The sequence below is a fragment of the Bradyrhizobium sp. Ash2021 genome (genome assembly GCF_031202265.1).
Classification (GTDB): domain Bacteria; phylum Pseudomonadota; class Alphaproteobacteria; order Rhizobiales; family Xanthobacteraceae; genus Bradyrhizobium.
This window is the reverse complement of sequence record NZ_CP100604.1, coordinates 8,027,188-8,039,340: the sequence shown is the minus strand read 5'-3', so window position 1 is coordinate 8,039,340 and position 12,153 is coordinate 8,027,188. Positions and strand designations below refer to the sequence as shown.

The window sequence follows — 12,153 nt, the reverse complement described above, 5'->3', positions numbered from 1 at the left end:
AGGAGGCGGTTGCGCCTCGTCTCAATGCGCGGCGTCGAGGCAGGCATTGAGCCTGCCTTCGCTGCCCGGGACGGCCGCGCTCCAGCGCTTGAGTTGCACCTCGCCGACTTTCCGGATGTTGGCTTCGGAATAGTCGCCGCCTAAAAGCCTCCTGGTGCCTCCGAGCACCAGCACGGCCAGCGACGCGCCCTCGAGATGCTGCCGGCGGGGTTCGGCGAGGTCGATGTCGAGACTGTCGACATCCCCAGCGTCTTCTATTCGCCTGCGCTCGTCCAGCAGCGCCTTGTTGAAGGCGATCGATCCTTCGCCAAAATGGTCATAGGGGCCGGTGTCGCCGGCGATGCCGTAGGCGATATGCAATCCCGCCGGCGTCTTGAGGAAACCGATGGCGATGTCGCCGAGTCCGATTCCGCCGAACTTTTCCGTGGGAACGACGAGGAACGGGACCTTTTCCGAATCGAGATATTGCCCCGGCTTGCACCCGTCGGTGCGGGTCGGGCTGGCTTTCTTGAACGTCGTGGCGGAGATGAAATATCCGGAATATTCGGACTCCTGTCCGAACCGGCAGGGATAGCCCTTATGGGTGGCCGGAACGATTTTGGTGTTGAACGCAAAGGTCAGATTGCGTTCCTTCCAGTGGATCAGGTTGAAATCGCGCGGCCCCTCGGGCGCCGCGATCGACTTCAGCGGCAGCGGGACCAGCTTCTGATCGCGGATCAACGGCCACAGCTCGCGCCAGTTCGGCAGGAACGTGGGCGCGTCCGCGGTTTGCGACTTCGGATCGGCGCGCTTCAGCCGCGCGGCACCCAGAAACAGCCGCATGCCGGCATCGGAAAAATTGTCGAGCGCACAGATCCGTCGCGACGGCTGGTCCGCCGACGGGCTGCAATCGCCGAACGGGTCCTCGGCGTGATAGGCGCGGCCGGCGCCGTCGGCGTCGACCGAGATCCGGCCGAGCTTTGCGAACATCTGGCGGACGCCCGAGGGGCCGCCACGATTGTCGATCAGCACCGGAAACGATTTGGAGTCGGTGCCGCGCGAGACCTTCATGGCTGCGGCATTCATCCGGCAGGACGGCGACATCGCCGGATCGACATTGACGAATTCGACGCGGGAGCCTTCCCGGTGGTGGGCGCTCAATTGCTCGATGATGGACGCGAGGTCCGCATCACTGGGGCGTTCCTGCGCCTTCGCGCCGGTCGCAGGCGATCCCAGCAAAATCGCAACCGCGAGGATTGGCGGTAGCGTCAGGAAATACGAAAAAGGGCGGATTGAACGTCGGTGGATTCCTGAATCAATTCTTCCATCAATTTCTGGGTTCCGATGCAACATCGTCCATCACAAGCTGGTTGAGGCCACAGATCAGCGGATATGACACGTAGCCGTCGTGAAGCGCCACCACGTTGTCATAGGCCCTCAGATTCCACATCGGATCGTTCGCCGTGACGATCGATTGGGTCCCGCTTTTCAACAGATATTGCCGGAATTGAATTTCGAGATGGCCGCTGGCGGTCGGTCGCGGCCGGACAGGGGTGACGTTCGGCGTCTCCCGGTCCGGGACGACCTTGCTGTCGGCGTGGACTTGGTGGTCGCTACCCAGACGGATATGGGAATAGCCGCTGTCCCAGCCTTCGTACGGTTTCAGCAGAGGATTGTGCCGCACCTTCCATAGCCAGTGATCGGCCATCGCGCATTCCGAGAAATAGGCCGAGCCGGCGTTGTTGTAGAGGGTCTGATGGCCGATGGTGTTGTTGGCGACCAACTCGCCGGTGGTGCCGAACGGCAGCGGCGATTGCCAATTGGGCTCCTGGAACTTGCCGTAGGGCGGGCGCATCGGGTCCATGTGCCCGATCGTCAGGGTGTCGTCGGAATCCGCATTCGTGAACGGAATGTTGCGAACCACCCCCGCGGCGAATTTCAAGGTGCCGACAATGCTGCGCTCGCAGATATTGGCCAACGGCTGCCATTTTCCGCAGGCGTCCGGCTTGCCCTTCGGAAACCACGCCGCGAGGCGATCGAGGGTTTCCGACAGCGGTTGAAAATTGCCCTTGAACAAAGGAAACGCGTCGTGCGTGGCCCAGTCATAATGGGCCAGTGATTTCATCTCGTCGGTTTCCTCGTCGCGTCCCTTGAGCGTTTTCAACTCGAGCTGGGTCAGGGCTGCCGCGGGCCACGCGAACGCCGACGTGACCGATATGTAGACCGGCGGCTGGTTGGGCGGATAGAATCCGGTATCGGCCTGGGCGCGTGGATCCGTACCCATGGTGTATTCAGGGAAATGCACGCGCAGCCGCATTTCACGCTGGATCGACGTCCACTTCCACGCCTCGGCCGCCGGATTGAGCAACACCACAAGGTTTCCGAGCGGGGGCTGCAGGACTTCGCCGGGCTTGTGCTGTCTGATTTGCTCGATCATCGCGGAATTCAGTCCGGTCGCCAGGATGTTTCCGCCGAGGCTGTGCCCGAGAATGATGAGACGCTCGGACTTCGACATGTCGGCGTTGCGTTGTTTCAGCAGCAGATCGATCTGCCGCAGCGACGAAATGACGGAAGGGGCGATCCTTTCGCTGATCGGCTTGCGGTCGAACAAGGTGAGGAGAGCGGGAAAATCGCCGACCATGGCCTTGAACAGCCCGGCAACGCGGTGGCCCAGAAAGCCCAAATTGCGGTCGGCGAAGGCTTCGATCGCGCGCTCGTTCACCCGGGCGCCGCGCCAGCCGACGAACACGGCCGTGACGGTGTAGTCGCAATCCTTGCCCGTGGTCTTGCAGCGGTAATCCAGCGCGCTGGCCGCATGGGCGGCGTAGATCCTTGCGTTGGCGACGTTGTCGTCGCCGATGCGTGCATCGTGGCGCCAGCCGTGGATGAAGACCAGGACGTAGTTGTTCTTTTGCTTCCGCAGATGTCCCTCGAGGACCTCCAGCTGCGAATGGGCGAGGACGGCGCCGTGGACGCCCTTTTCGACCAGCCGGCCGGACTCCTGGAACTCTACGAAGGAAAGATAATAGGCGATCGGTCCGATCGGCCGGTCGCTGTTGTACCAGAGTGGTGTCGGCTGAGACGGCACGACATGGTACTGCAGCATGCATTCGAGACCGGTCTTGTCCCTGCCGAGCGCCCGTTGCGCGTCGTCCTCGCTGTTCTTGTAGGTCGCCAGCAGCAGGGGATTGTTCTGTTGCAGGTCGCAGGCGTTGGGATGGCTTGTCTCTTCCGGAGAGACGTAGCGGTAGGCGATGTTTCGCGGGGAAACCCACGTGGCTTCGATGAGGAAGACCAGCAGTGCGATCGTCAGCAACACGCCGAACAGGGCCAGCCATGCTCTCAGCAGCAGTCGCGGCAACCCCATGGCCCAGCCGAACGCAACGAGGAGACATACCCCCACAAAGCGGAGAACAACGAGCAATATGGCCATGGTTATCCCTCAACCGGAACACGCACAATCCAACGGGCGTACAACAAAAAATATCAGATAGATCACAGTTGCCGGTGACCGCAGACGACATTCAAGTGGAGCAGGGGTCCGCAGCCGTCCGGTAAACGGCATCATTCTAGTTCGCAATCCGGCAAATAGTAAACGGATGCGTCTTCTACTCCAGCGATAGACGGGCGGCTCCGCGGGCTTTTCGAGCGACGATCCTCGTCAAGGGGTTGCAAATGGTCCTGCAACCGTCTTGCATGACGCGCTTTCCGCAACGCTCTTAACGCTGCCCGACCGTTATATCGGCGCGTCTCAGGTTTGATTTCGCATGGCTGATTTTCACGGCGTCTTTCCCTACCTGGTCTCTCCGGTCGACGCATCCGGCCAAATCCGCACCGAGGTGCTGGGCCGGCTGTGCGACGATCTCATCAAGTCGGGTGTGCACGGGCTGACGCCGCTCGGCTCGACCGGCGAGTTCGCCTATCTCAACAATGCGCAGCGCGCGGCCGTGGTGCAGACCACGATCGAAGCCGCCAAGGGCCGCGTGCCGGTAGTGGCCGGTGTCGCCTCGACCTCGATCGCGGACGCGGTGGCGCAGGCCAAGGCCTGTCAAAAACTCGGCGCCGACGGCATCCTGGCGATCCTGGAGGCGTATTTTCCGCTCGCCGACGCGCAGGTGGAATCCTATTTTCGCAGCGTTGCCGATGCGGTCGATATTCCCGTGGTGATCTACACCAATCCGCAATTCCAGCGTTCGGATCTGACGCTCGACGTCATCGAGCGCCTCGCCGCCCATCCGCGCATCGGCTACATCAAGGATGCTTCCACCAATACCGGCCGGCTGCTGTCGATCATGAACCGGTGCGGCGACAATATTAAAGTGTTCTCGGCGTCGGCCCACATCCCGGCGGCGGTGATGCTGATCGGCGGCCTCGGGTGGATGGCGGGTCCGGCCTGCATCATCCCGCGGCAGAGCGTCGAGCTCTACAACCTCTGCCGGCGTGCGCGCTGGGACGAGGCGATGATGCTGCAGCGGAAACTCTGGCGCATCAACGAAGCCTTTGCCCGCTTCAATCTCGCCGCCTGCATCAAGGCCGGGCTTGCGATCCAGGGCTACGAAGTCGGCGATCCCGTCCCGCCGCAGGCGGCATTGACCGCGGATCAGCGCAAGGTGGTTGAGGCGGCGCTCCGGGACGTCGGGTGACTGGCTTGCGAGTTGCATGGCTTCGTCATTCCGGGGCGCGCGTTAGCGCGAGCCCGGAATGACGGCGGTGGTTGGTTGTTTCCCTCCAAAATTCCGCTAAAACCCGCCCGATCCAACAAGAGACTCGAAGGACAAACTGATGAACATTCTTCCCGGCAATCTACGTTTCGGTGCGGGCCAGCCGGTCAAGCGTTTGGAAGACCAGCGGCTGCTGACCGGGAAGGGACAGTTCATCGACGACAAGCCGGAGGAGGGCGCGCTGTGGCTGTATGTGCTGCGCTCGCCCCATGCCCACGCCAGGATCGTCTCGATCGATACCAAGGCCGCGGCCGGGATGCCGGGCGTGGAAGTCGTTTACACCGGCGCCGACCTGATCAAGGACGATATCGGTACCCTCCCGACATTGGCGATCTTCAAGCGGCCGGACGGCAAGCCGATGACGGTGCCTCCGCGCCGCCTGCTCGCCCATGAGATCGTGCGCTTCGCCGGCGAGGCAGTCGCCGCCGTCGTGGCGACATCGCGCGTGCTGGCGCAGACCGCGGCCGAGGCGATCGAAATCGATTATGAGGTGCTGCCCTCGGTGGTCGATCCGCTTCAAGCCACCAAGCCCGGCGCGCCCGTGGTGTGGCCGGAGGCATCAGACAATATCGTCGCCGCGATGAGCTATGGCGACGCCGCCAAGGTCGAAGCGGCCTTTGCCAACGCCACGCATACCGTCTCGCTCGATCTGGTCAGCCAGCGGCTGATCCCCTCCGCGATGGAGCCGCGCTCGACCATTGCCGAGATCGACAAGAAGACCGGCCGGCTGATCCTGCACGTGCAGTCGCAGACGCCAGGTTCGACCCGCGACCTTCTCGCCGAGTCGATCCTGAAGCGGCCGAAGGAAAGCGTCCGCGTGCTGGTCGGCGATATCGGCGGTGGCTTTGGGCAGAAGACCAGCCTCTATCCCGAAGACGGTGTCGTGGCCTATGCCGCGACAAAACTGGGAAAGAAGATCCGCTGGCGCGGCGATCGCACCGACGAATTCGTCGGCGGCACGCATGGCCGCGACCTGACCTCGACCGGCGAATTCGCGCTCGACGCCAAGGGCCGCGTGCTGGCCTATCGGGTGCGGTCGGTCGGCGGCACCGGCGCCTACAGTTCGGGCACGGCCAATATCATTCCGCTGGTGCTCGGGCCCTTCGTGCAGACCGGCGTCTACGATCTGCCGCTGGTGCATTTCGAGGTCAAATCGGTCATGACCAATACCGCACCGGTCGGCGCCTATCGCGGCGCAGGCCGGCCGGAGGCGGTGTTCATCGTCGAGCGGCTGATGGACGCTGCCGCGCGCCAGATCGGAATGGATCCCCGCACCATCCGCAAGGTGAACTACATCAAGCCGGCGCAACTGCCCTACACCAATGCGGTCGGCCAGGTGTACGATTCCGGCGCGTTCACGCATATGCTGGAGCGCGCCTCCGATCTCGCCGACTGGAACGGCTTTACCGCGCGCAAGAAGGCCGCGAAGAAGAAGGGCCTGCTCTACGGCCGCGGTCTCACCAGCTACATCGAATGGACCGGCGGACGCGCGCACACCGAGAAGGTCTCGCTGCATGCGACCGCCGAAGGGCGGATCATCCTGCATTCCGGCACCATGGCGATGGGGCAGGGGCTGCAGACCACCTACACCCAGATGGTTTCGGAATCGCTCGGCATTGCCATGGACAGGATCGACGTGGTGCAGGGCGACACCGATCTTGCCACCGGCTTCGGCAGCGTCGGTTCGCGCTCGCTGTTCGTCGGCGGCACGGCGGTCGCGGTGTCGACCAGCGACATGATCACCAAGGCGCGCGAGAAGGCGTCGAACGTGCTGGAGACCTCGGTCGAGGATATCGAATATCGCGACGGTTTTCTCACCGTGGTCGGCACCGACAGGCGGATCAGCCTGTTCGAGATCGCGAAAAATGAAGACGGCGCGCGGCTCAGCGTCGACAGTGAAGGCGAAGTCGACGGGCCGAGCTGGCCCAACGGCACGCATATCTGCGAAGTCGAGATCGATCCCGAAACCGGCGTCAGCAAGGTCGTGCGCTACACCACGGTCGACGACGTCGGTATCGCCGTCAATCCGATGCTGGTGGCCGGCCAGGTCCATGGCGGCGTCGCCCAGGGCATCGGGCAGGCGCTGTATGAAGGCGTGTCGTACGATTCCGAAGGGCAGCTGCTGACCGCGAGCTATCAGGACTACTGCGTGCCGCGCGCCGACGACATTCCGCCGATTGCGGTGACGCTCGATGAATCCGCACCCTGCAAGACCAATCCGCTCGGCGCTAAGGGCTGCGGCGAATCCGGCGCGATCGGCGGCCCGCCCTGCATCACCAATGGCGTGATGGATGCGCTCAGCGAGCTCGGCATCAAGCAGCTCAACACCCCGCTGACGCCAGCCAAGATCTGGCAGGCGATCAGGGATGCGAAGGCGGCAGGAGGATAGTTGCCGTCATTCCGGGGCGCGTCGAAGACGCGAACCCGGAATCTCGCGCCACAATTTCGAGGTTCCGGGTTCGATGCTGCGCATCGCCCCGGAACGACGGCGTGTGGCGCCTACAACCCCAGCACCATCTTCGCGACAATATCGCGCTGGATCTCCGATGAGCCGCCGAAGATGGTGTAGGCCCGGCTGTTGAGATATTCCGGCACCACCGGCAACATCTCCTCGGGTATCCCAGGCTGCTCGTTGAGCTTGTAGAACGGCCGCACCGGCTCGACATAGAGGCCGTCGTTGCCGATCACCTCGACGCCGAGCCGGGTCACGGCCTGGCGAATTTCACTGACGCGCAATTTCAGCAGCGACGAGACCGCGCCCGGATTCTGTCCGGTTTGCAGCGCCGACAGCACGCGCAGCTCGGTCATTTCCAGCGTGTCGATATCGACCTCGATCTCGGATATCCTTAACCCGATATCGGGATCGTCGATGGCGCGGCCGGTGGCGTCGGATTCGGCGAGATCGGAAACCGTCTTCAGCGCCTCGCGCAGCTTGGCCGAGGCGATGCCGGAGCCGCGTTCGAACTCGAGCAGATATTTGCCATAGGTCCAGCCCTTGCCCTCCTCGCCGACGCGGTTGGCGACGGGGACGCGGACGTCGTCGAAGAACACCTGGTTGACCTCGTGATCGCCGCCGATGGTCAGGATCGGCCTCGTCGTGATGCCCGGGCTGTTCATGTCGATCAGGATGAAACTGATGCCGTCCTGCTGGCGCTCGGTGTCGTTGGTGCGCACCAATGCGAACATGCGGTTGGCGTGATGCGCATGCGTGGTCCAGATTTTTGTGCCGTTGATGATGTAGTCGTTACCGTCGCGCACGGCCCTGGTTTTCAGCGAGGCGAGATCGGAGCCGGAGCCCGGTTCGGAATAGCCCTGGCACCAGTAATCCTCGCCGGAGAGAATTCGCGGCAGATAGAAATTCTTTTGCTCGGGCGAGCCGAAGCCGATGATGACGGGGCCGACCATCTTGACGCCCATCACGTTGACGTTCGGCGTGCCGGCGCGGGCGCATTCGGCCTCAAAAATCCAGCGCTGCGCCGCCGTCCAGGCGGGCCCGCCATATTCCACCGGCCATCCCGGCGCGCCCCAGCCCTTTTTGTGCAGGGCTCTCTGCCAGGCCATGCCGATGTCGGGATCGGAGAACACCGACGGTGTCAGCGCGGTGGCGCGCTTGATGTCCGGCGTCAGGTTGGCGGCGATGAAGTCGCGGACTTCCCGTTCGAAGGCGCGCTCCTCGGTACTGAAACTGAGATCCATGTCGCGCTCCGCTCAGGTTTGAATGGGACGCCCGCCCAATGCGGCGTGGCGGCGATAATGGTGGGCGCTGCCGCCGAACAGCGTGTCGAAGGCGAGCAACCGCTTGAAATAGGAGCCGATGTCGAGCTCTTCGGTGACGCCCATGGCGCCGTGCAGCTGGACCGATTGCTCGGCGACGAAGCGCGCGCATTTGCCGATTTTTGCTTTCGCGCCCGACGCGGCACGGCTGCGCGCGGTGGGTTCGGCGTCGACCATCAGCGCGGCACGCAACGCCATCGAGCGGGCCTCGTCGCATTGCATCGCCATGTCGGCGAGGCGGTGACGGATCACCTGATTGGCGGACAGCGGCCGGCCGAACTGTTTTCGCATTTTCGTGTATTCGAGCGTGGTGTCGAGCAGGGTCTGCATGATGCCGACCGCCTCGGCGCCAAGAGCGGCCATCGCGCGGTCGACCACGGCTTCGATCGCAGGCAGCGCGTCGCTGCCGTCGCCGAGCAACGCGTCGGCGGGCAGGCGAACATCCGACAAATCAAGATTGCAGGCGCGGCCGCCGCCTAATCTTGGAAAATCGTGCGACGCGAGCCCGGGCGTGCCTGCCGGCATCAGGAACAAGCACAATTTTCCGGGCGTACCGTTGTCGCCGGCGACCCGCGCCGAGACGATGATCTGGCCGGCCGCGTTGCCGTCTAGCACTGCGGTCTTGTGGCCATCGAGACACCAGCCATCGGAGGTCTTGCTTGCGGCGGTTGCGACCTTGGCCAGATCGAAGCGCGCCGCGCGTTCCGAATGCGCGAACGCCAGATAAAGCGAACCGTCGGCGATTTTGGGTAACAGCGCCTGCTTCTGCGCCTCGCTGCCGGATTCCGATATCAGCGCAGCGCCGATCACCACCGTCGAGAGATAGGGCTCCGAGACGAGGCCGCGCCCGAATGCTTCCATCAAAATTCCGGTCTCGATGGCGCCGCCGCCAAGCCCGCCATAATTTTCCGGAATCGGCAGCGCCAGCCAGCCAAGATCGGCGAACTGTTTCCAGATCGCCGCACTGAAGCCGAGCGGATCGCTGGCCTGGCGCCGCCGGTGATCGGCATCATAGGTCTCGCTGACAAAGCGGTCGGCACTTTCGCGCAGCAGCCGCTGCTCGTCGCTCAAGGTAAGGTCCATCTGATTTACTTCGCTACGGCCGGTTTCCTGACGGAGGGATGAAGACCCGCGGGATCCACCACCATTCCGAATTCCTGCAGATTATGCGCGTGACATAGCTGATGCAGCGCGAACGCCTGCTCGATCGCGGCCGGCTGCCCCATGACGTCAACCGAGCGATTGACGGCTTCCTTGGTCAGTTTCAGCGCAAAGGCGGGTTTGGCCGCGATCTTCTGCGCCAGCGCCATCACGAACGACGAAAGCTCCGCGCGTGGCACCACGTGATTGACCATGCCGAGCCGGTGCGCTTCGTCGGCGCTCCAGGCGTCGGCGGTGAACAGCAACTCCTTGGCCTTGCGCGGACCGAGTTCCCAGGGGTGGACGAACCACTCGACGCCGCAGACGCCCATGGTGACCACGGGATCGCAGAATTCCGCGTCCTGGCTGGCGACAATGAGGTCGCAGGCCCATGCCAGCATCAACCCGCCGGCGATGCACTTGCCGTGCACTTCCGCGATCATGGGCTTTGCCAGATTGCGCCAGCGCCGCGTGATCTGCAGGTAAATCTCCTGCTCGCGCGCGAAGCGGCCATGGGCGTTGGGCTCGGCAAAACCGCCCCAATTTCCGACCGGCGGAAAATCGACGCCGGCGGCGTTTTTACCTCCGGGGCGCAGATCGTGGCCGGCGGAGAAATGCGGGCCGTTGCCGGCAAGGATGATGACCTTGACCGAATCGTCCTGCACCGCCTGGTCGAAGGCGGTGTTGAGATCGTAGGTCATCTGCAGGTTTTGGGCGTTGCGCGCCTCGGGGCGGCTCATCACGATCCGCGCGATGGACGGTGCCGGCCGCTCGACGATGATGGTCTCGAACCTGTTTTCTGTTGTTTTCATGGATCCTCCCGGGATCGAGTTGAACCATGATGACTAGTTCGGAGACTGATAGGCAAGAACTATCATCCGCAAAAAATGAATCTGGACGCGGCCGCGCGCGGGATTACCTCGCGAGACTGTTCTGATACGTTGGCGGAAGGTTTCACCGGGAGAACTTCGATGCGTAAATTTTGGACCGTGCTGGCGGCGCTGGCGACGCTGAGTTTAACCAATTGCGGCTATAACACGATCCAGACCAATGACGAACAGGTCAAGTCGAACTGGTCGGAGGTGGTCAACCAGTATCAGCGCCGCGCCGACCTCGTGCCGAACCTGGTCAATTCGGTGAAGGGCTTTGCGCAGCAGGAAAAGGACGTGCTGCTGGGGGTCACCAACGCCCGCGCCAAGGTCGGCAGCATTCAGGCGACGCCCGAAGTGCTCAACGATCCCGCGGCGTTCCAGAAATTCACCGCAGCCCAGGGTGAACTCTCCAGCGCGCTATCGCGATTGCTGGTCGTGACCGAGAACTATCCGCAGCTGAAATCGGATGCCTTGTTTCGCGATCTGATGGCGCAGCTCGAGGGCACCGAGAACCGCATCACGGTGGCGCGCAACCGCTACATCAAATCGGTGCAGGACTATAATGTCGGCATCCGCACCTTTCCGAACAATTTGACCGCGATGATGTTCGGCTACAAGGAAAAGCCGAATTTTTCGGTCGAGAACGAGAAAGAAATCTCTGTCGCGCCGAAAGTTGACTTCAATCCCGCGCCGGCGGCCCCGTCGAAATAGCCAATCGTAATAGCCAACAGCAAGAATTTGACCGCGATGAACGCTGCAAGAGCCATTCTGCTTGCGCTGCTGCTGGGCTGGATTTTTCCAGGCTTGTCGCCAGCTTTGGCCGACGTCGCGGTGCCGCCGCTGGTGGGGCGCGTCGTCGACCAGACCGGAACACTGTCCAGTGGCGAACTTGACTCGCTTCAGCAAACCCTGAGGGCTTTCGAAGCGAGAAAAGGCAGCCAGATCGCGGTCCTGATCGTGCCGACCACCGCGCCCGAGACAATCGAGCAATATTCACTGCGGGTCGCCGAGGCCTGGAAGATCGGCCGCAAGAGGATCGACGACGGCGCTATTCTTGTGGTCGCCAAGAACGACTACAGGCTTCGCATCGAGGTCGGCTACGGCCTCGAAGGCGCGCTGACCGACATCACCTCAAAACGTATCATCGACGAAATCATCACTCCGAGATTCCGCAGCGGCGATTTTGCCGGCGGCATTTCCGCGGGCGTCGATCGGATTATCCGGGTCATCGACGGCGAAAAATTACCGGCGCCGGAGCAGCCGCATCGGCAAGGTTCGACGAGGTCGTTCGATCCGACCGACCTGTTCAATCCGTTCCTCATCATCCCGGTACTGCTGTTCGGCGGCATGATGCGCGGCGTGCTGGGACGGCTGGTCGGATCGGCCGTATCCGGCGGCCTGGTAGCGCTGATCGCCTGGTTCTTCTTCGGTTCGCTGCTCGCGGCGGCACTCTCGGGCGTGATCGCGTCGATCTTCGTGATGTTCAGCGATGCCATCACTGCGCCTGCGCCGGGCGGTCGTGGCAGGGGCGGCTGGTCGGGCGGCGGTTATAGCGGCGGCGGCTCCTGGTCCAGTGGCGGCAGCAGTAGCAGCAGTTCGAGCGACAGCGACAGCGGCGGCGGTGGCGGCAGCTTTGGCGGCGGCGGCGCGTCTGGAAGCTGGTAGAG

The 12,153-nt window shown here is 63.0% G+C and carries 9 protein-coding genes; 4 read left to right on the top strand and 5 right to left on the bottom strand.

The genetic code is table 11. The features are described from left to right. Positions 1-21: 21 nt before the first annotated feature. Positions 22-1,218: a hypothetical protein gene (locus tag NL528_RS38715; protein ID WP_309179592.1), complete on the bottom strand. Its 1,197-nt coding sequence runs from the start codon at positions 1,216-1,218 to the stop codon at positions 22-24. An 88-nt stretch (positions 1,219-1,306) separates the two neighbouring features. Further along, positions 1,307-3,412: a hypothetical protein gene (locus NL528_RS38710; RefSeq protein WP_309179591.1), complete on the bottom strand. Its 2,106-nt coding sequence runs from the start codon at positions 3,410-3,412 to the stop codon at positions 1,307-1,309. A 334-nt stretch (positions 3,413-3,746) separates the two neighbouring features. Between NL528_RS38710 and NL528_RS38705 the strand changes: the two genes are divergently transcribed. Together NL528_RS38705 and NL528_RS38700 are read left to right on the top strand one after the other, a co-directional pair. Continuing rightward, entirely contained in the window at positions 3,747-4,622 is an 876-nt protein-coding gene (locus NL528_RS38705; protein WP_309179590.1) for a dihydrodipicolinate synthase family protein, read from the top strand. A gap of 139 nt (positions 4,623-4,761) precedes the next feature. After that, positions 4,762-7,089 carry a xanthine dehydrogenase family protein molybdopterin-binding subunit gene (locus NL528_RS38700; RefSeq protein WP_309179589.1) on the top strand — a complete coding sequence of 776 codons (2,328 nt, stop codon included), beginning with the start codon at positions 4,762-4,764 and terminating at the stop codon, positions 7,087-7,089. Positions 7,090-7,199: 110 nt separating this feature from the next. Here the strand turns inward: NL528_RS38700 and NL528_RS38695 are convergent, their stop codons facing one another. The 3 genes from NL528_RS38695 to NL528_RS38685 are packed head-to-tail and all read right to left on the bottom strand — an operon-like array spanning position 7,200 to position 10,426. Beyond that, positions 7,200-8,396, bottom strand: coding sequence for an acyl-CoA dehydrogenase family protein (locus NL528_RS38695; protein WP_309179588.1), 1,197 nt, complete (start codon positions 8,394-8,396; stop codon positions 7,200-7,202). A gap of 12 nt (positions 8,397-8,408) precedes the next feature. Then, complete coding sequence (locus NL528_RS38690) at positions 8,409-9,557, bottom strand: acyl-CoA dehydrogenase (protein WP_309179587.1); 1,149 nt, start codon at positions 9,555-9,557, stop codon at positions 8,409-8,411. 5 nt (positions 9,558-9,562) lie between these two features. Beyond that, positions 9,563-10,426 (bottom strand): enoyl-CoA hydratase, encoded by an 864-nt coding sequence (locus NL528_RS38685; RefSeq protein ID WP_309179586.1) that lies wholly within the window; start codon positions 10,424-10,426, stop codon positions 9,563-9,565. Positions 10,427-10,585: 159 nt separating this feature from the next. Between NL528_RS38685 and NL528_RS38680 the strand changes: the two genes are divergently transcribed. Further along, complete coding sequence (locus NL528_RS38680) at positions 10,586-11,197, top strand: LemA family protein (protein WP_309179585.1); 612 nt, start codon at positions 10,586-10,588, stop codon at positions 11,195-11,197. Positions 11,198-11,233: 36 nt separating this feature from the next. Further along, positions 11,234-12,151, top strand: a complete 918-nt coding sequence (locus NL528_RS38675) for a YgcG family protein (RefSeq protein ID WP_309179584.1) — start codon at positions 11,234-11,236, stop codon at positions 12,149-12,151. Positions 12,152-12,153 lie beyond the last annotated feature (2 nt).

Excerpts from the sequence above, each read along its gene's own strand:
- NL528_RS38710 (WP_309179591.1), bottom strand. The coding sequence starts at position 3,412 with ATGGCCATATTGCTCGTTGTTCTCCGCTTTGTGGGGGTATGTCTCCTC.
- NL528_RS38705 (WP_309179590.1), top strand. The coding sequence starts at position 3,747 with ATGGCTGATTTTCACGGCGTCTTTCCCTACCTGGTCTCTCCGGTCGAC.
- NL528_RS38700 (WP_309179589.1), top strand. The coding sequence starts at position 4,762 with ATGAACATTCTTCCCGGCAATCTACGTTTCGGTGCGGGCCAGCCGGTC.
- NL528_RS38695 (WP_309179588.1), bottom strand. The coding sequence starts at position 8,396 with ATGGATCTCAGTTTCAGTACCGAGGAGCGCGCCTTCGAACGGGAAGTC.
- NL528_RS38690 (WP_309179587.1), bottom strand. The coding sequence starts at position 9,557 with ATGGACCTTACCTTGAGCGACGAGCAGCGGCTGCTGCGCGAAAGTGCC.
- NL528_RS38685 (WP_309179586.1), bottom strand. The coding sequence starts at position 10,426 with ATGAAAACAACAGAAAACAGGTTCGAGACCATCATCGTCGAGCGGCCG.
- NL528_RS38680 (WP_309179585.1), top strand. The coding sequence starts at position 10,586 with ATGCGTAAATTTTGGACCGTGCTGGCGGCGCTGGCGACGCTGAGTTTA.
- NL528_RS38675 (WP_309179584.1), top strand. The coding sequence starts at position 11,234 with ATGAACGCTGCAAGAGCCATTCTGCTTGCGCTGCTGCTGGGCTGGATT.